Origin of the sequence: Actinocorallia herbida (assembly GCF_003751225.1) — a bacterium.
Lineage (GTDB): Bacteria > Actinomycetota > Actinomycetes > Streptosporangiales > Streptosporangiaceae > Actinocorallia > Actinocorallia herbida.
On the sequence record NZ_RJKE01000001.1, the window covers coordinates 5908778 to 5927399 of the forward strand.

The following is an 18622-nucleotide window of genomic DNA, read 5'->3' on the forward strand; positions in this document are numbered from 1 at the left end:
AGATGTGATGAGCGGTCCCGACGAGCCGATCCGCGTCGTCGTCGTCGACGACCACAACGTCGTCCGCAAGGGACTCCAGCTCTTCTTCGGGATGCTCGACGACATCGAGGTCGTGGGCGAGGCCGCCGACGGCAGGCACGCCCTGGACCTCCTGGGCTTCCTGTCCGCCGAGGAGGCGCTGCCCGACGTCGTCCTGATGGATCTGGAGATGCCGCGGATGGACGGCATCGCCGCCACCGCGGAGATCAAGAAGCTGTACCCGGCGGTGGAGGTGGTCGCGCTGACCAGCTTCAGCGAGGCCGAGCGCGTCCATCTGGCGCTGGAGGTCGGCGCGGCCGGCTACCTGCTCAAGGACGCCGACGCCGACGAGGTCGGGGTCGCGGTCCGGGCGGCGCACCGGGGCGAGATCCACCTGGACGCCGCCGTGGTCGGCAAGCTGACCAGGTCGCTGCGCCAGCCCGCCGAAACCGGAGCGGTCCTCACCCCGCGTGAACGCGAGATCCTGGAGCTGGTCGCCCGCGGCCACTCCAACCGCGACATCGCGAAGGCTCTGATGATCAGCGAACGGACCACCCGGACGCATGTCAGCAACATGCTGGGCAAGCTCGGCCTGGTCTCACGCACCCAGGCCGCGCTGTGGGCGATCCGTGAGGGGATCGCCCCCGGACCGTAACCAAACACTCCAATTCGGGACATTTGTCGCGGGAAGATTACGGCATTCACCTCTCGACGCGAGAGGCCCGACAGTGTCGACTAGAGGTCTCGCCGTTCCGTTCCGGAACGCGTCGGCCGGGCTGGGAGGCGGCTTGCACAGCGACGACGAGACGACCGTCCGCGTCCTCATCGCGGACGACGACCCGCGCGTGCTCGGCGCGCTGCGCGCGTTCCTGTCCAGCAGCGCCGGCTTCTCGGTCGTCGCCGCCGAGCGCGGCGCCGCCCGAGCCGTCCAGCGCGCCCGCGAGCACTCCCCCACCGTCGCCCTCGTCGACGTCCTCCTCCCGGGCGAACGCGACGGCCTCCGGCTCCTGCGCACCCTCAGCGGCGAACTCCGGATCCCCACCGTCGCCATCAGCGTCCAGAGCGAACTCTGCGCCTACGCCCTGGCCGCCGGCGCCTACCGCTTCCTCGACAAGGACAGTTCCCCCGAGGTCCTTCTAGCGACCCTGAAGGCCGCCGCCGCGCAGCGTTAGGACCTCGGGGAAAATCGGAGTGCTCAGGCGGGGGTCATGCGTTCCAAGCCTTGACCTCCTCCCCTCCCTGAAGGGAGGGGATTCTCCCCTGCTACACCGGTGAGGGTGTGAGCTTGGAGTGGGTTTCTGCTTCGTCACGCTGCGCCGGGATCACTCCCGGTCTTACCTGCGCTCCACAGGCCGAAACCGCCAGCCCGGCGGCCTTCGCGACGTTCACCGCCGCGTTGACGTCCCGGTCCAGGACCGTCCCGCAGTGCGGGCACTCCCATTCACGGACGTTCAACGGCTTCGGTCCGTCCTTGACCCCGCACATCGAGCAGACTTGCGAGGTGGCCTCGAACCGGCCGATCTTCACCACGGTCCGTCCGTACAGGGCGGCCTTGTACTCCAGCATCGTCACGAATCGCGACCATGCGGCGTCGTGCACGGATTTCGCCAGCCGGGTGCGGGCCAGGCCCTTCACCGCCAGGTCTTCCACGGCGATCGCTTGGTTGTCGCGAATCAGCAGGGTGGAGAGCCGGTGGTGGAAATCCCGGCGGGCGTCGGTGACTTTCGCGTGAGCGCGGGCGACCTTCACCCGTGCTCTCGCCCGGTTCTTCGAACCCTTCTGTTTGCGGGAGAGATCCCGCTGGGCCTTCTTCAGTTTCTTCTCGGCCCGCCGCAGGAAACGCGGGCTTTCGATCTTCGTACCGTCCGACAGAATCACGAAGTGGGTGAGTCCCAGATCCAGACCGACCACCGCATCGGTCTCCGGCAAGGGTTCCGGCGAGGCGTCGATCACGAACGACGCGAAGTACCGGCCCGCCGAATCCTTGATCACCGTGACCGACGACGGAACCGACGGCAGACGACGCGACCAGCGAACAGGCACGTCTCCGACCTTCGGCAGCCGCAACCTCCCGCCTGTCGTGATCTGCCAGCGGGCGTTGGCGGTGAACCGGACCGTCTGCCGCGTGTCCTTCCGCGACCGGTACCCAGGCGCACCCATGCGGGGGCGCTTGCCCGACAGACCATCGAAGAAGTTCCGGTAGGCGGTATCGAGGTCCCGCAACGCCTGCTGAAGAACCACCGATGAGACTTCGGCCAGCCACGAACGCTCCGGCGTGGCCTTCGCCTGGGTGATGAGCGTCCTGGACAGGTCGCCGGTCTTGGGGAACGGCAGTCCGTCCCGGCGTGCGGTCTCCCGTGCACGCAACGCGTCGTTGTAGACGACGCGCGCGCACCCGAACGCCCGAGCCAACGCCTCGCGTTGACCGACCGTCGGGTAGAGCCGGAAGTTGTACCGCAACCGCACACCCCGATCTTAACCTTGGGCCATGGACGGCCACAGCGACATCAGAACAGGCAGGCACGGTGTTTTCGTGCTTGGACAGGAATTCCCCGAACTGACCGCCCACTACTGGCGGGCGAACAAACCGTGGTCGGCTTCCTACCTCGCCGGCACTGTCGGCGGCGCGCCCCTCACCCTGCTCCGCCAGTACATCGAGCAGCAGAACCGGCCAGGTTAGAGCAGGTGCTCACCGGGGGCCTGGACGGCCCCGACCTCGCGGCGGCCCTTCACCCCCGGCCTGAAGGCCGGAGCACCGGGCCGCGTCTTGGTAGCCCGCCTCCATGAGCATCGTGCGGAGTTCGAGGCGCTTGACCTTCCAGGTGGCGGTGGTGGGGAGGTCGGTCCAGTGGGCTTGGAGGGGTTTGGCCATGGGGGGCTGGTCGGCGACGGCCTCGCGCCAGCGGGGAAGGTCCAGCGGCTTGTCGTGGCGGGTGCAGACGACCGGCTGGAGGAAGCCGTCGAGGGGGACGACGATCGCCTCGGTGAGTTCCGGCATGCGGCTGATGACGATGTCCTCGACCTTGAGGACGCTCTCCAGGAGTTCCGCGCGGTCGACCTCGCGGTCGAGCAGGTGGACGCAGCCCAGGCGGCCGCGGTGGCCGACGTCCGTCATGTCCCACCAGCCGTCGGGGGTGAAGTTGCGGCGCCAGCGGTCGTTCTGGCCGACGTAGGTGCGGGCCTGGCCGCGGGAGCGGACCTCGATCGGGCCGATGCGGCCGTCGGACTTCTCGCCGATGCGGGCCCGGGTGACGCCGGGGATCGGGTGGCCGACGCAGCGGCCCTCGGAACGGGTCCACAGCCAGCGGGAGTACGGCTTGACGGTGACGGGGCCCGTCTCGGACTGGCCGTACGCCTGGAAGTACATGGCGCGCCGCCGGTTCGAGGCGCCCAGCAGGATCTTGACCGTCCGGGGGTGGATCGCGTCGAACGTGCCGATGTAGAACTTGACCTGCGAGAGCGGGCCGTTCGGCTCCTCGGCCAGCTCCTCCCACTGGATGTAGGTGTTGGGGTGCGTCTCCACCAGGCCCGGCCGGAAGCCCTCGAACATCCGCCGGACGCTGCCCACCGAGGAGTCGGTGAGGAACGCGAACGGCAGCCCCCGTTCCAAGCCCATCGCGAGCGCCGAGTACGTGCGGGCGTGCACGAAGGAGATGCACAGCGCGTACGGCTCGCGGACCCGCAGCACCCGCGCGATCCGGCGCTGGATCGTCACGTGCGCCTGCATCCCGCTGCGGGACTGGGCGACGAGCTTCGGCAGCCCCGTCGTCCCCGACGTGTGCGTGATGATCATGACGTCGGACGGTTCGGTCTCGGGGTAGGCGGGCGGCCGCCCGTAGCGTTCGCGCAGCAGCGGCAGCCCGTTGAAGGCCCGCCCCACCAGCAGCACGGACGGCGCGAGCGTCCAGGTGCTGCGGTCCAGGTCGCTGTCGATCAGCTTGGCCGCGTCGGAGATCAGGTGCTCGGGCCGCAGGAACTCGGCCATCTCCGCGACGGTCCCGCCGTCCAGGGCGGGCGCGAGCATCGCCGGGACGGCGCCGACCCGGGCGATCGCGCAGGCCAGCAGCATGATGTCGGCGTTCTGGCTCTTGTAGACCGCGACCTTCTGACCGGGCAGGACGCCGTGCGCCCGCAGGCTGGCCGCGGTGCTCTCCACCAGGAACGCCAGGTCCTCGTACTTGAGGAAGGTGCCCAGCTCGGGTGCGAGATCGAGCGGCTTGTCGAGGCGGATCGCGGTGCCGGGGTAGCGGTAGGCGGCCCGCTGGAACATCAGCCCCGGGTGGAACATCTTGTCGCGCCCCGTGATCGTGAGTGTCATCGTCGTCCCGTTCTGTAGGCGAAGAGCTGGCGGGCGGGGGCGGAGACCCGGCCGTCGGCGCGGATCAGCTCGAGGTACCAGTCGGCGAACCGCCGGACGGTGCCGGGCGGCATCGGGAACTCCGCGTCCGTGCGGACAACGGCGGCCGCCGCGGCGGCGTCGGTGTTGGCCCGGTCGAAGGTCTTGGCGTAGGCGAGATAGGAGGAGTAGAACTCCACGGCGTCGTCGAGCTTGCGGTCCATCGAGGTGAACTGGCCGTCGCCGGTGACGTAGCGCGGCGGCCGCAGCCCGGTGGACTCGAAGAGCTCGGCGATCGCGCCGCCGACGAACGGCGCGGCCGGGTTGGTGAGGTGGTAGACCGTCTCGGACGGGCCGTGCAGGCCCACCGTGACGGAGTCCCGGGCGACCAGGTCCACGGGGACGAAGTCGAGCGGGGCGTCCGGGTCGGCGATGAGCGGGATCGCCTTGAAGCGCAGCAGATGCCCGAAGTTCCGCTCCACGGTCCGGCGGAACACCAGCAGCGCGCTCAGGAACCCGTACATGCCGCTGTAGGAGGTGACGGCGAGGGTCCGGGAGTGGCCGATGACGATGCTGGGCCGCAGGATCCGCCAGTCGAGACCCGAGCGGGCGACGATCAGCTCGCCCTCGATCTTGGTGCGCTCGTAGTGGTTGTGGGTGCGGACGGCCGGGTCGGCGACCGTCTCGGTGACGGTGCCGGTCCGCGCGCCCGCGACGTAGGCGGTGCTGACGTGGTTGAGCGGCGGCCCGCCGAGCGCCTTCGCGAGGTCGACGACGTTGCCCGCGCCGACGACGTTCATGGTGTGGATCTCGGCGGCGTAGCGGTCCTCGAAGCGCAGGGACGCCGCGGCGTGCCACACCGCGGTGACGGGCGGCAGAGCGGAGGGGTCGACGCCGCAGCCCGGCTCGGTCACGTCGCCGGCGACGGCACGGGTCCGGCCGGCGATAGCGGGGATCAGGTCGGCGCGGTCGTACAGGCGGGCGGCGTGGCTGAGCGCGTTGTGCAGGCGCAGCGTGGCGGCGGCGGCGTCGGGGCCGCGGACCAGGCAGCGCAGGTCGTCCGGGGTGCGGTCGAGGAGTTCCAGGGCCATCGCCGCGCCGACGAAACCGGTGGCGCCGGTGAGCAGGTGGGTCACGGCCGCTCCCCCAGGTGCCCGGCGATCGCGGCGAGGGAGCCGAGGGCGCTCATCGGGACGTCCGGATCCCACGCGACGCCCAGTTCCCGCTCGATCGACGACAGCAGCGCGACATAGCCCCACGAGTCCAGCCCGAGGGAGGCCAGGGCGGCGGTGTCGAGGTCGGGGTCGGCGAGGTCCGCCGCGCCGGGGGCGACCGCCCGCAGCAGGCGCCGCAGCACCGGGACCGTTCCCCGCTCGCCGCGCGCCTCCACGGAGTCGATGAACTCCTGGACGTCCCGCTCGAAGACCTCGGGCGCCTCCATGTAGGGCAGGTGGCCGATGCCGCTCAGCCAGATCGTCCTGACGTCCTTGATCAGCTGCTCGGTCTCGGCCAGCGCGCCCGGGCTCCACAGCGGGTCCTCCTCCCCCGCGATCACCAGGACGGGGCAGGTCAGCTCGCCCAGCAGCGCGGGGTCGTCGGAGGCGTCCAGGGAGGACCGCAGGTTCGGCGCGACGAGGTCGGCCGCGTGCAGCGCCGTGAACGCCTCCCGCAGCCCCAGGTAGCCGGCGGTGCCGAGGGCGCGCATCATCGGTTCGCCGAAGACCATCGAGTACAGGTGGTCCCAGAGCGCGGCGGTGCCGCCGTGCTCCATCGAGTTCGCCCAGGACCGGGTGATCGCCCGCCGCCGCAGCCCCCCCGACGGCGTGCAGACGGGTCCGGCGAGGATCAGCCCGGCGACCCGGTCGGGGTGCGCGAGCGCGTAGTCGCGGCAGATCAGCGCCGAGATCGACGTCCCCACCAGGTAGGTGCGGTCCGCTCCGGCGGCGGAGAGGACCGCGCCGAGGTCGGCCACGTGGTCGGTCCAGGCGATCACGCCGGGGTCGGCGGTCGACGCGCCCTGGTTGCGCAGGTCGTAGGTGACGACCCGGTTCCGCTCGGCGAGCCGGCCAGTGTAGTTCCGCCACATCGGCGCGGTCAGGAAGAAGTTGTTGACGACCGTGACGTGCGGTCCGGCGGTGCCGTTGATCTCGTAGTAGGTCTCGCGGCCGTCCCCCGTGCGCAGCGGCGCGAGGTCGCGGTACCGCAGTTCCAGTTCCATCGGCTCGTCGGCCATGAGATCCCCCTGTGGTGTCGGTCAGGCCGGTGAGGCCAGGAACGTCTCGGTCCACGCGCCGCAGGAGTGCTCGGCCAGCGGGGCGCCCGCGGCGACGTCCCACGGCAGGAACCGTCCGGGGACGGAGCCCGCGCAGAACGCGGCGAAGGCGGCGGCGGCCGGGCCGGTCCTGCCGGTGCCGCCCAGCAGCGCGAAGACCGGGTCGAGCGGCAGCCAGCGGCCGTCGTCGTCGCGGATCTCGGCCCAGGCGTGGTCGACGGCGATCATGCCGAGCATCCGGCCGCGCCGGGTCCGGGTCGAAAGGCCCCGTTCGCGGCCGCGTTCGGCGAGCAGCAGGGCGGCGGCGACGCAGTCGAGGGTGCCGTTGGCGACGGCGCCGGGCAGGTCGGCGCCGAGGTCGGCGGGCAGCCACTGGTAGCGGAGCCGGCCGGTCTCCAGTTCGGTCAGCACCTCGTCGAACAGGGCGCGGGCGACCGGGGAGCGGACCTCGGCGCGGTGCCCCGCGGTGACCGCCCCGGTGGTGATCCGGACGGACGGTCCGGTCGTCTCCAGGGGGTCGGGGCCGGGCGGGTCGGTGAGGGAGCCGCCGAACAGTTCCGGCGTCGGGAGCCGGACCCGCCACTTGCCCTCGCAGGTCTGGTCGGCGCAGCGCAGCAGCCAGCGGAGCGTCCAGCGCCGCGGTTCGGTCCACGAATCGGGACGCCCGTCGGCGTACCGGAGCACGTACCGCTGGGCGGCCTCCGGGACACTCCGCCCGGCCCCGCCGTAGATCGCGACGTTGATCAGGTCGAACCGGTCGAAGCGGGCGGCGTCGCCGGTGCCGGAGCTGGGCAGCCCGGCTTCGAGGAGCAGGTCGAGGGTGGCGTCGTCGCAGCCGAGGAGGGAGCGCGCGGCGTCCCGGCCGACGTCGGCGCGCCGGTGGGCGGCGGGGGTCGGGATCAGCCGCCGGACGGCCGAGCGCCAGGAGCGGGCCGTCACGGCGTCGAGCGGATAGTGGAGGGTCATCGGAGCTGCACCACCTCGGTGTTCTTCGGATCGGGCGAGAGGACGACGAGGGGGATCGGCTCGGCGCGGCGTGCGTGCAGCCGCCGCAGCGGTCCGGGCGCCCACCAGTTGAGCCCGCCCATGATCGCCATGAGGGACGGGACGAGGACCGCACGGACGATCGTGGCGTCGATGAGGACGGCGACGGCCGCGCCGAGCCCGAGTTCCTTGATGAACGCCAGCCGGGACAGGGCGAGGGCGCCGACCGCGATCGCCAGGAGCACGGCGGCCATCGTCACGATCCGGCCGGTCCGCTCCAGCCCGACGGCGACGGCCTCCCGGGTGGGGAGCCCGGCGTCGTGGTGCTCCTTGATCCGGCTGAGCAGGAACACGGTGTAGTCGGTGGACAGGCCGAACACGAGCGCGAACAGGATGATCGGCGCGGTCGACTCCAGGGCGCCCTGGCCGGTGAAGCCCAGCAGGTCCTCGAAGCGGCCGTCCTGGAAGACGAGGACGAGCAGGCCGAGCGCCGCCGACAGCGACAGCCCGTTCATGATCAGCGCCTTGACGGGGAGGAGCAGCGAGCCGGTCAGCGCGAACAGCAGGACGAGGGTGGTCGCGATGAGCAGGGCCAGCGCGCCGGGGAGGTGGGCGCCGAGGCTGTCCTGCATGGCGGCGAACCAGGCGGTCTGTCCGGTCGCCCGGACGGGGTAGGGGGCGGGCAGCGCCGCCACCCGGTCCAGCGCCGAGAGCGCGGCGGCCTTCAGCGGCGGCCCGTCCGGGACGGCCTCGAGCTGCCAGAGTCCCGGCGCCAGGCGTTCGGGCGCGCCCACGGCGGTGATCCCGGTGACGCCGCGGACCCGCGTCGCGTAGTCGGTGAGGGCGGGCCCGGCGTCGTCGGGCGCGGTGACGACCAGGCGGATCGGGCTGCCGGGCGCGTCGGGGAAGGCCGCCGCCAGCTCCCGGCTGACCTGCCCGGCCGACTCGCTCGACGGCAGCACGGTCGCGTCGACGCCGGTGAAGGCGATCCTGGTGAACGGCACGCCGCAGGCGAGCAGGAGCGCGGCGGCCGCCAGCCCGAACACCACCGGACGGCGCATGACGGCGTGCGCGAAGGCGTACCAGCGGCCGCGCGGCGGCAGCCCATGGCGGCGAGGCGCCCAGCGGTCCACCCGGTGGCCGAGCAGGGCGAGCAGGGCGGGCAGCAGCACCAGCGCGAACGCGGCGGCCGCGGCCGTGCACAGCACTCCGGCCAGGCCCATCGAGTAAAGGAACCGCTGCGGGAACAGCAGCAGCGTCGCCAGGGCCGCGGCGACGGTGAGCGCGCTGAACAGGACGGTCCGCCCCGCGGTCGCGACGGTGGCGCGCACGGCCTCCGGGACGTCGCGTCCGGCGGCCAGCTCCTCCCGGAACCGGGACACCATCAGCAGGCTGAAGTCGACCGCCAGCCCGACGCCGAGCGCCAGCAGCAGGTTCAGCGCGAAGATCGAGAGCTTGAGAAACGGCATGACGGCGGCCAGCCCGAGCATCGCGATCGCGATCGCGCAGACCGCGCCGATCAGCGGCAGCACGGCCGCGACGACGCCGCGGAAGACGAACAGCAGCAGGATCAGCAGGATCGGGAACGCGGCGGTCTCGGCGATCGCCAGATCGATCGTGGAGACGGCGCTGACCTGGACGTTCGCGGTCGTCGGCCCGCCCAGCCAGGTCTTTCCCGCCAGCAGCGGGTCGGCCTTCAGCGCGTCCTGGACGGCGGCGACGGCGTCCCGCTCGTGGTTCCCGGTGAAGGAGCCGACGGCCGCGGCCACGAACGTGGACCGCCGGTCCGCCGCGACCATCCGGGGGTCGTGGGCGGAGGCGTAGGTGAGCACGGAGCGGACCTCGGGACGTGCCGCGAGGAGCCCTTCGACCCTGGTGACCTCGGCGGGCGGCGGCCCGGCCGGGTCGAGGGCGCGGTCGAGCCGGATCAGCACCAGATACCCCTGTTCGGGGTCTATGCCGGTGGCGGCGAGCACGTCGCGGCGCGCGGCGGAGCTCGGCGACGCCGGGTCGTCGTAGTCGCCCAGGCCCATGGTCATCGCGAGCGACGCCACGGTGCCGGCCAGCAGACCGGCGACGACCAGCAGGACGGCCGCCCACAGGAACCGCCGGGGATGCCGCGTTGTGAGATCGGTCAGTTGAGACAGCACGACATAACAGAGGCCGGTTCAGTGGATTACATTCCCACCAATACCGAATTTGTTATCCCGCGGCCGCTTCTCCTTCCCATGCGTCGCGAAATGCCCGACGGGCTCGGAACAGCCGTGACCGGACAGTTCCCAGCGGAAGATCAAGCGATTTCGCCACCGTCTGCTCGTCCAACTCCTGAACGTGACGGAGAGTCAACATCGTCCGGTGCTCTGGAGTCAGCCGGCCGAGGACGTCACGGATCTCGGTGCCGAGCTGGGGCGAGTTCGAGCCGACGATCTCGATCACGTCGGTGGCGATCACTCGTCCCGCGATCCGCGCGACGCGGATCGCCTCTCGCAGCGCGATGATCCTTACCCATGAGTAGATCGCCGCCGGTTTCTCGAGGGCACCGAGATTCTGGTAGATCACGATCAGGGATTCCTGGACCGCGTCCGGGGTGTCCTGGCTCGCGATCGGACGGCAAATGCGTTCGATGAACGGGGTGATTTGTTGCAGCAGAGTGGCCAGAGCGGTGAGATCTCCACGCTGTGCACGGCGTACGAGAAACGTCGGGTCGTCGTGGTGTGCGGTTACCGGGTTGTTCATCCGCGCTCCCGTTAGAACGGACACTGATTCGCCTGGAGCACTGCGCACCAAACCACACGTGGCCGGAATGCGGCAACATCCGGCCAGGAACGTTTACCGCCCTGAAACAGTCGGTCAACCACCATAAATGCCACAGAACCGGACACGGGGGCATGGCTCGGGCGCGATCTGGGGGAATCTGCAAAAAAGTTGGGGTTCGTACGGATTGCCGGAACTCCCACACGCCTCTTCACTAACGGCTCGGTCGCACCAGCCCCTCCCCGAGCCTCCCCCCTCCAAGAAGGTGATCTCCGTGTCATCCTCCGAGTCGAGATCCGCGGCCCGTGCGCTGATCGAGAACAGCGTCGATCTGGCGGCCGTCGTCGACCGGCTGTCCGACGACGACGACCTGGCGTTCGGCGGCGTCGACTCCGGCGAGATCGTGCGGGTCGGGCTGCGCTGCGAGGACGTCCTCGGCCGGCCGCTGACCGGCGACGAGTTGGCGGGCCTGACGTCCGTGCGCGCGGTCGCCGACCTGCTCGAGGGGGCGAGGTGAGATGTGGCTCGGATCACTCATCGAACGGCACCGCGCTCGCAGGCCCGACGCGCTGGCGCTGCGTGACGTCCGGCGCGACGTCTCGTGGCGCGAGTTCGAACGGGACGTCCACGCGCTGGCCGCGCTGCTGGCCGAGCGGGCCGCGCCCGGCGACCGGATCGCGGTGATCGGCGCCAACCGCGTCGAGATCCTGGAGACCTACTTCGCCTGCGCCGTCGCCGGGGTGGTCGCCGCGCCGGTCAACCCGGCGCTCACCGACCCCGAGATCGCGGCGGTGCTGGCCCCGCTGGACCCGGTGCTGCTGATCGGCGACGACGCCGCCCGCACGCGGCTCGCCGCGCTGCTGCCCGGCCTGCCCGCCGTCGCGCTGGAGGAGATCGAGCGGCTGCCCGACGCGGCCGCTCCGGCCTGCGGCTCGACGCTCGACGCGCCGGCCGCGATCCTGCACACCTCCGCGACCACCGGACGCCCCAAGGGCGTGGTGGTCGACCAGCGGTCGTTCGCGGCCAACGCCCACGCGTGGCTCGCCGACGTCGGATCCGGCCCCTCGGCCATCTACCTCAACGCCTGCCCGCTGTTCCACGGCAGCATGGTGATCGCGCTGGACTACCTGGCCGCGGGCGCGACCGTGTGCGTCCTGGACCGCTTCACCCCGCAGGGCTGCCTGACCGCGATGAGCGCCTGGCAGGTCACCCAGACCTTCCTCGTCCCGTCGATGATCCGCCTGATCCTCGAGACCAGGGCGCTGGCCGAGACCGACCTCGGCGCCCTCGATCTGGTGCTGCACGGGGCCGCGCCGATGCCGTCCGACCTGGCAGAAGAGGCCGCGGAACGGTTCTGCGGCCGGCTCCAGACGATCTACGGGATCACCGAGGGCGGCGGGCCCGCGCTCACCCTGCGCCCCGACGACAAGCCGTCGGCGCCGCCCGTCCCCGGCGCGGCCTGCGCGGGACGCCCGATGCTCGGCACCGTCGCCCGCGTGGCCGGACCCGACGGCGCGACCCTCCCCGACGGGGAGATCGGCGAGCTGCGGCTGAGCGGCGATGGGGTGATGAAGGGCTACTGGAAGAATCCCTCCGCCACGTCCGAAACCCTCCCCGGCGGCGAGCTCAACACGCGCGATCTGTGCTGCGTCGACCCGGCGGGCCTGCTCTGGGTCGTCGACCGGCGCAACGACCTGATCCTGCGCGGCGGCCAGAACGTCTACCCCGCCGAGATCGAGCACGCGCTGCGGACGTCGCCGCACGTCGCGGACGTCGCCGTGGTGCCCGCGCCGTCGGCCTACTGGGGACAGACGCCGGTCGCGTTCGTCCAGCCGTCCGGGCCGGAGGGCGTCGACGAGGCCGAGCTGGTGGGCCTGTGCGTGGAGCGGCTGGCCGCCTACAAGCGGCCCACCCGGTTCATCTTCGTCGAGGAGATCCCCCGCAACCCGGCCGGCAAGATCCTGCGGTCGCGGCTGCGCGAACGCGCGGCGGAGGCGTGATGACGGCGCCGTCCCGCTACTCCTGGGCCGAGGACCCGCCGCGGATCACCGAGCTGCGCGGCCTGGTCGAGGCCGAGCGTAAGGCCGTCACGGGCCACCCCGTCTACCTGATGGTCGACGACCACGCGGCCGTCGCCACGTTCATGGCCCACCACGTGTTCGCCGTCTGGGACTTCATGTCGCTGCTGAAGTCGCTGCAGCGCGAGCTGACCTGTGTGGACGTCCCCTGGACGCCGCGGGCCGCGGGCGTCAGCACCCGGCTGGTCAACGAGATCGTGCTGGTGGAGGAGAGCGACGCTCTCGCCGGCGGGTACACGAGCCATTTCGAGCTTTATCTCGCCGCCATGGAGCGATCGGGCGCCGACACGAAACCGATCTTGGATCTGCTGCAACTCCTACGCACCGGTAACAATGTGCCGGACGCGCTCGCCATTGCGTCGGTCCCCACTCCTTCGGCCGAGTTCACGCTGGCGACTTTCCAGGTCATCGATAACGCGCCGCTGCACTGCAAGGCCGCCGCATTCGCGTTCGGCAGGGAAGATCTCATCCCCGAGATGTTCTCGCGGGTGGCCGCGATCGATGATCCGGACGGACGTCTGGAGCTGTTCCGCGATTACCTGTCCCGCCATATCGAGGTGGATGCGGGCGAGCACACTCCGATGGCGATGCGGATGGTGGCGGATCTCTGCGGAGAGGACTCCGTGAAATGGCGTGAGTGCGCCTCCGTGGTCGCCGGGTCACTCCGTGCGAGAGAACGTTTCTGGGATGGGGTCGCGGCGGCGCTGCAAAGGAGCTCCGTTAACGACTGACGAAGCGAGAGAAGTCTACGGAGTCACTTCACTGAGCACGTCTGGCCATTTTGGCGTACCTTTCTTTCGAATTCCCGCATAACTGCCGTTATAAAGAGGTGTGAAAACTCGTCCGGATCGTTACTCTGGCTGGTGGTCGCCCAGTTAGATTGGTGCACCAGAGCGACGGCCATTCAGGTCTTCACCGATTCGTGATTGTCGGTCCGAAACAAGATGGGATCCGGAACATGAATGGAGATGTGGCTCCGCCTGGCGAACGCCGCCGGAAGGGACGCTCATGGTTGCGGGGCGGGCGCACGATCCGCTCCCGGCTGGCGATCATCGTGCTGGTCCCCACCTCGCTGCTGGTGACGGTCGCGAGCTTCGGCGTCGCCGACCAGGTCCGGATCTCCGGTGACGCCGACGCCGTCTCCCGCCTGGTCGGCCTCGAACTGTCCGCCCAGGACCTCATCCACTCGCTGCAACGGGAACGGTCCCTGACCAGCTCTCTGCTCGGCGGCGCCGGGCAGTTCCGCTCCCAGGTCGACGCGCAGCGCCGGGCCACCGACGTCAACGAGCAGTCGCTCAAGCAGCAGATCGCGGGCGGCACCTCGCCGAGCGCCCGGGCCGTCTCCGACGCGCTCGCCGGGCTCAACACGCTCAGCTTCATCCGCGACTCCGCCGACTCCGGCCGGCTGAACCGCACCGAGATGCTGGACTTCTACACCTCGGCGATCGTCAAGCTGAACGGGTTCTCCACCGAGGGCGACCTCGGCCAGAGCGACCAGGCGCTCCGCCGCGACCTGCAGAGCCTTCACTCCCTCGGTGAGGCCAAGGAGGCCGTCGCCCTGGAGCGCAGCCAGCTCAGCGGCGTCTTCGCCCAGGGCTACTTCACCCAGAACGACTACCTGCGCTTCACCGAGGTCCGCGCCACCAAGATCGAGGCGCTGGACCGGTTCTGGCAGACGGCGTCCGAGCAGCGCAAGAGCGACCTGACCGCGGCGCTCAAGACGTCGCAGGCGGGCCTGGCGGAGAACTTCGAGCAGAAGGCGCTGCTCGGCGCCGACGGCAGCCCGCTGAAGCTCAGCTCGCCGCAGTGGTCGGCCGCGATGACGACCATCGGCAACGACCTGCGCGAGATCCAGCGGGACCTCGGCGACGACATCCGGCAGCGGGTCGCGGGCATCCACCGCGACGCCGACCGCGGCCTGTTCCTGTACTCGCTGCTCGCACTGGCCTGCCTGATCGTCGCGCTGCTGCTCTGGCTGTACACCTTCCGGTCGATCATGCGCCCGCTGACGATGCTGACCGGCGAGGCCCACGACGTCGCCGAGCGGCGGCTGCCCGAGGCCGTCGCCCGCGTCCAGGCGGCCGACGACCCCGGCGCCGTCATGCAGCACGTGATCGCCGGATCGGTCCTCGCCCAGCGGGACGACGAGTTCGCCGAGGTCGCGGTGGCGCTCGACCACCTGCAGAAGACGGCCGTCCGGCTGGCGGTCGAGCAGGCCGTCATGCGGTACAACACCTCGGAATCCCTCGCCAACCTCGGCCGACGCAACCAGAACCTGGTCCGCCGGCAGCTCGGCTTCATCTCCGCCCTGGAGAAGGAAGAAGCCGACCCCAACCAGCTGGCGAACCTCTTCGAGCTCGACCACCTCGCCACCCGCATGCGGCGGAACGCCGAATCGCTGCTGATCCTCACCGGGGAGCACAGCCCGCGGCGCTGGTCGACCGCGGTGTCGGTCGGCGACGTCCTGCGGTCGGCGTTCGCGGAGGTCGAGGACTACCGCCGGGTGACGCTGCGCCGGGCCGACAAGGCGATGGTGCAGGGCGCGGCCGCCGCCGAGATCGCCCACCTGCTCGCCGAACTCGTCGAGAACGCCCTGGCCTTCTCGCCGCCGGACCTCGCCGTCGAGGTGCAGGCCCGCTCGGCGGGGAACGAGTACCACATCGCGATCGTCGACCAGGGGCTCGGGATGGCGGCCGAGGCGATGGCCGTCGCGAACGCCCGGCTCGCCGGCGAGGAGAGCTTCCTGGTCAGCCCGACCCGCGACCTCGGCCACTACGTGGTCGGCCGGCTCGCGCAGCGGCTCAGCATCAAGGTCTGGCTGCACGACTCGCCGCTCAACGGCGTCACCGCCCGCGTGGTGATCCCGACGTCGCTGCTGGAGCAGCCCGGCAAGCCGTCGGCCGCGCCGCGGCAGCAGGTGCCGGTCAGCGCCGGGGTCGGGCCGCACACCTCGGGTGCCTACCTGAGCGCGCCGATCCCCGGCGACCGGACGTCCGGGCAGAACGGCAGCGGGCCCCACCCGTCGTCCAACGGCTCCGGGCCCGCGCACCCGGCGTCCCCCAACGGCGCGCAGCCGGGCGCCGCGAACCCCGGCACCGGACCGAACGGGATCTACCCGGGCGGCGCGCCGAACGGCGGTGCCAACCCGGGCACCGGACCGAACGGGGTCTATCCCGGCGACTCCCAGACGGGCGGTGCGCAGCCCGGCACCGGGCCGAACGGGATCTACCCGGGAGCGGCGCAGAACGGCGGCAGCGGGGCGTACCCGGCCGTCCCCGGCGGCTCCCAGACGAGCGGGGCGTACTCGGCGTCCCACGGCAGCGGAGCCCATCCCGCGGTGCCGCCGGGAGCGCTGTCGGCGCAACCGCCGAACGGGCCGTACTCCGGCGGGATGCCGCCGCAGCCGCCCGGCTCCACCGGCGGGACGCCGTTCGCGCCCGGTCCGCTCGCCGGACCGCTCGCCAAGGGCCAGCCCGGCGGCGGGCCCCGGCACGCCGCCCCCAAAACGACCCGCAACGGGCTGCTCAAGCGGCAGCCCCGCACCCCCGGCACCCGGCGGGCCGGGGCGGCGCAACGTCCCGCGACGCCGGAGCAGCCCCGTCCCCCGGCGCGTCCCGAACGGACGCCCGGCGAGGTCCGGCAGATGCTGGACAGCTTCAGGCTCGGCTACAACAACGCCGACACCCGCACCGGCGATGAGCCGCAGTGATGGAGGAGAGCCCCCGCCATGTCCCAAACCGCGCAGGACATCAGCAACGTCAACTGGCTGCTGGGCCGGTTCGTGAAGGAGACCGACGGGGTGGCCGACGCGGTCGCCGTCTCCTCCGACGGGCTGCTGATGGCGATGTCGGACGGTCTCGACCGGCCGACCGCCGAACCCCTGGCCGCGATCATCTCGGGGCTCGTCAGCCTCTCGCGGACGGCGTCCCACCGGTACCGGTTCGACGGCCTCAAGCTGGTGATGATCGAGATGCGGCGGGGCTTCCTGCTGGTCTCGTCGATCTCCGACGGGAGCTGCCTGGGCGTCGTCGCGACCACCGAATGCGATCTGGGCCTGGTCGGCCACGAGATCGCGGTGCTGTGCGAGCGGTTCGGCGCCCTCCTCACGCCCGAGATCGTCGCGGAGCTGAAGAACGAGGTTCTTCGGTGAACGACGGCCGGCGCGACGAGCCGCCCTGGCCGCCGGGCACGGTCGAGCACCGCAAGGGGCCGGAGCCCGCCGTGCCGGGCACTCCCCCGACCGTGCCCGTCCCGACCGACGAGGGCCCCGGCGAGCAGTTCGTCCGGCCGTTCATCGTCACCGGCGGACGCACCCGGCCCGCCGACGACCGGCTCCGGGTGGAGACGCTGGTCACCGCCATCCCCGCGGCCCTGTCGGCGCCGCTCAGCTTCGAACGCCGGCGGATCGTCGAGGTCTGCCAGTGGCCCCTGTCGGTCGCCGAGATCGCCGCGAGCCTCGGGGTGCCGCTCGGCGTCACCCGGGTGCTGATCGCCGACCTGCTGGCCGAGCGTTACCTCACCGTCCATGAGCAGGCCGGCCTGAACGGCCACCTCTCGCTGGCCCTGCTGGAAAGGATCCGGGAAGGTGTTCGGTCACTCTGAAACCCTCACCTCCATCGTCTCGGCGAAGATCATCGTCTCGGGCGGTTTCGGAGTCGGGAAGACCACGTTCGTCGGCGCGATCTCCGAGATCGAGCCGCTGACCACCGAGGCGGCGATGACGTCGATCTCGGCGGGCGTCGACGACACGACCGGTGTCGAGGCGAAGTCGACGACGACCGTCGCCTTCGACTTCGGCCGGATCACCGTCGACGAGCGCATCGTGCTGTACCTGTTCGGGACGCCCGGCCAGGAGCGGTTCGCGTTCCTCTGGGACGACCTGATCGAGGGCGCGATCGGCGCGATCGTGCTGGTCGACACGCGCCGCATCGACCAGGCGTATCCCGCGCTCGACTTCTTCGAGGAGGCGCAGATCCCGATCGCGATCGGCGTCAACTACTTCCCCGGCTCCGACCGGTTCGACCTGGACGAGATCCGCGAGGCGCTGGGCATCGCGGACCGCACCCCGGTCGTCCTGTGCGACGCCCGGGACCGCGAATCGGTCAAACACGTCCTGATCGCGCTGCTGGACAGCGTGATCTTCAACGCCCGCTAGGAGGCCAGGATGCTCCGTTCCACCCGGTCGCTGACCGCCGCGGTCCTGCTGGCGGTGCTCCCCCTCGGCGGCTGCTCGATGCTCCCCGGCCAGACGCCGGAGGCCGAGGAGCGGCCGGTGACGCTCGGGTTCAGCGCCTGGCCCGGCTGGTTCCCCTGGCAGGTCGCCCAGGAGAAGGGCTTCTTCGCCGCGCACGGCCTGAAGCTCGAACTGCGCTGGTACGACAACTACACCGACAGCCTGACCGCGCTCACCAACGGCGACATCGACGCCAACAGCCAGACCCTCAACGACACGCTCACCGCGGTGACGGACGGGGCGCGGCTCACGGCCGTCCTGGTCAACGACAACTCGACCGGCAACGACCAGATCATCGCCCGGCCCGGCATCACCAAGATCTCCGATCTGAAGGGCAAGCGGGTCGCGGCCGAGGCCGGCACCGTCGACCACTACCTGCTGACGCTCGCGCTGCGCAGGGCCGGGCTCAGCCTCAAGGACGTCAAGTTCGAGCCGATGGCGACCGACGCCGCCGCGGAGGCCTTCTACCAGGGCAAACTCGACGCCGTCGGGGTGTTCGCGCCGTTCACGACGACCGCCCTGCAGCTCGAGGACAGCAAGGCGATCGCGACGTCCAAGGAGTTCCCGGGGGCGATCCCCGACCTGCTCGTCGTCACCGGGGCGTTCCTGCGCAAGCACCCCGAGAAGGTGCAGGCGATGGTCTCGACCTGGTTCGACACGCTCGACTGGATCAAGACGCACCGGGCCGAGGCGCTGCGGATCATGGCGAAGCGGGCGGGCGTGTCGGAGGCCGACTACACCTCCTACGACTCGGGCACCTCGATCTTCACGCTGCAGCAGAACGTCGAGGCATTCCGGTCGGACACCGCGACGGAGACGAGCCTGCCGTTCCAGGCGCGGTCGCTGTCGCAGTTCCTGGTCGACAACCAGCTCTCCCCCATGAAGGCGTCGCTGAACGACCTGTTCGATCCGCGGTTCATCCAGGCCGAACGGCACTGACGTCCCGC

At 71.1% G+C, this 18622-nt stretch carries 18 protein-coding genes; 11 read left to right on the forward strand and 7 right to left on the reverse strand.

All coding sequences use genetic code 11. From position 1 onward, the window contains the following. Positions 1 to 7 precede the first annotated feature (7 nt). Together EDD29_RS26825 and EDD29_RS45745 are read left to right on the forward strand one after the other, a co-directional pair. Positions 8 to 673, forward strand: coding sequence for a response regulator (locus EDD29_RS26825; protein WP_123670711.1), 666 nt, complete (start codon positions 8 to 10; stop codon positions 671 to 673). 133 nt (positions 674 to 806) lie between these two features. Next, positions 807 to 1190, forward strand: coding sequence for a response regulator (locus tag EDD29_RS45745; protein ID WP_170201593.1), 384 nt, complete (start codon positions 807 to 809; stop codon positions 1188 to 1190). Between the two features lie 91 nt (positions 1191 to 1281). On the opposite strand, the gene EDD29_RS26835 is transcribed toward EDD29_RS45745, so the two are convergent. After that, the gene (locus EDD29_RS26835; protein ID WP_123667045.1) at positions 1282 to 2484 is read right to left on the reverse strand and encodes an RNA-guided endonuclease InsQ/TnpB family protein; all 1203 of its coding nucleotides are present in this window, start codon (positions 2482 to 2484) and stop codon (positions 1282 to 1284) included. A 67-nt stretch (positions 2485 to 2551) separates the two neighbouring features. Here EDD29_RS26835 and EDD29_RS26840 point away from each other — a divergent pair, with 67 nt between their 5' ends. Next, the gene (locus EDD29_RS26840; protein ID WP_211359926.1) at positions 2552 to 2698 is read left to right on the forward strand and encodes a transposase; all 147 of its coding nucleotides are present in this window, start codon (positions 2552 to 2554) and stop codon (positions 2696 to 2698) included. 9 nt (positions 2699 to 2707) lie between these two features. Here the strand turns inward: EDD29_RS26840 and EDD29_RS26845 are convergent, their stop codons facing one another. From EDD29_RS26845 to EDD29_RS26870, 6 genes are read right to left on the reverse strand one after another with little or no spacing between them, the layout of a single operon-like run. Beyond that, positions 2708 to 4336 (reverse strand): AMP-binding protein, encoded by a 1629-nt coding sequence (locus tag EDD29_RS26845; RefSeq protein ID WP_123667046.1) that lies wholly within the window; start codon positions 4334 to 4336, stop codon positions 2708 to 2710. Beyond that, positions 4333 to 5490 carry an SDR family oxidoreductase gene (locus EDD29_RS26850; protein WP_123667047.1) on the reverse strand — a complete coding sequence of 386 codons (1158 nt, stop codon included), beginning with the start codon at positions 5488 to 5490 and terminating at the stop codon, positions 4333 to 4335. The genes EDD29_RS26845 and EDD29_RS26850 overlap by 4 nt, the downstream gene beginning before the upstream one ends. After that, positions 5487 to 6587 (reverse strand): alpha/beta fold hydrolase, encoded by a 1101-nt coding sequence (locus tag EDD29_RS26855; protein ID WP_123667048.1) that lies wholly within the window; start codon positions 6585 to 6587, stop codon positions 5487 to 5489. The genes EDD29_RS26850 and EDD29_RS26855 overlap by 4 nt, the downstream gene beginning before the upstream one ends. Before the next feature lie 21 nt (positions 6588 to 6608). Continuing rightward, positions 6609 to 7592 carry a transglutaminase-like domain-containing protein gene (locus tag EDD29_RS26860; protein ID WP_123667049.1) on the reverse strand — a complete coding sequence of 328 codons (984 nt, stop codon included), beginning with the start codon at positions 7590 to 7592 and terminating at the stop codon, positions 6609 to 6611. Then, on the reverse strand, positions 7589 to 9760 hold the full coding sequence (locus EDD29_RS26865; RefSeq protein ID WP_123667050.1) for an MMPL family transporter: 2172 nt from the start codon (positions 9758 to 9760) through the stop codon (positions 7589 to 7591). Before EDD29_RS26865 ends, EDD29_RS26860 begins: the two co-directional genes overlap by 4 nt. Positions 9761 to 9812: 52 nt before the next feature. Then, positions 9813 to 10346, reverse strand: coding sequence for an RNA polymerase sigma factor (locus EDD29_RS26870; RefSeq protein WP_123667051.1), 534 nt, complete (start codon positions 10344 to 10346; stop codon positions 9813 to 9815). A 292-nt stretch (positions 10347 to 10638) separates the two neighbouring features. Here EDD29_RS26870 and EDD29_RS26875 point away from each other — a divergent pair, with 292 nt between their 5' ends. From EDD29_RS26875 to EDD29_RS26910, 8 genes are all read left to right on the forward strand, one after another. Further along, on the forward strand, positions 10639 to 10881 hold the full coding sequence (locus tag EDD29_RS26875; protein ID WP_148086107.1) for a phosphopantetheine-binding protein: 243 nt from the start codon (positions 10639 to 10641) through the stop codon (positions 10879 to 10881). Position 10882: 1 nt separating this feature from the next. Next, entirely contained in the window at positions 10883 to 12364 is a 1482-nt protein-coding gene (locus EDD29_RS26880) for a class I adenylate-forming enzyme family protein (protein WP_123667053.1), read from the forward strand. Then, positions 12364 to 13173, forward strand: coding sequence for a DUF3050 domain-containing protein (locus tag EDD29_RS26885; protein WP_123667054.1), 810 nt, complete (start codon positions 12364 to 12366; stop codon positions 13171 to 13173). The genes EDD29_RS26880 and EDD29_RS26885 overlap by 1 nt, the downstream gene beginning before the upstream one ends. A 281-nt stretch (positions 13174 to 13454) precedes the next feature. Next, entirely contained in the window at positions 13455 to 16151 is a 2697-nt protein-coding gene (locus EDD29_RS26890) for a sensor histidine kinase (protein ID WP_170201594.1), read from the forward strand. Positions 16152 to 16169: 18 nt separating this feature from the next. After that, positions 16170 to 16592 carry a roadblock/LC7 domain-containing protein gene (locus EDD29_RS26895; protein WP_123667056.1) on the forward strand — a complete coding sequence of 141 codons (423 nt, stop codon included), beginning with the start codon at positions 16170 to 16172 and terminating at the stop codon, positions 16590 to 16592. Continuing rightward, positions 16589 to 17044: a DUF742 domain-containing protein gene (locus EDD29_RS26900; protein ID WP_211359927.1), complete on the forward strand. Its 456-nt coding sequence runs from the start codon at positions 16589 to 16591 to the stop codon at positions 17042 to 17044. The genes EDD29_RS26895 and EDD29_RS26900 overlap by 4 nt, the downstream gene beginning before the upstream one ends. Next, complete coding sequence (locus EDD29_RS26905) at positions 17028 to 17597, forward strand: GTP-binding protein (RefSeq protein WP_123667058.1); 570 nt, start codon at positions 17028 to 17030, stop codon at positions 17595 to 17597. Before EDD29_RS26900 ends, EDD29_RS26905 begins: the two co-directional genes overlap by 17 nt. 9 nt (positions 17598 to 17606) lie before the next feature. Then, positions 17607 to 18614 carry an ABC transporter substrate-binding protein gene (locus EDD29_RS26910; RefSeq protein WP_123667059.1) on the forward strand — a complete coding sequence of 336 codons (1008 nt, stop codon included), beginning with the start codon at positions 17607 to 17609 and terminating at the stop codon, positions 18612 to 18614. The last annotated feature ends 8 nt before the right edge of the window (positions 18615 to 18622 follow it).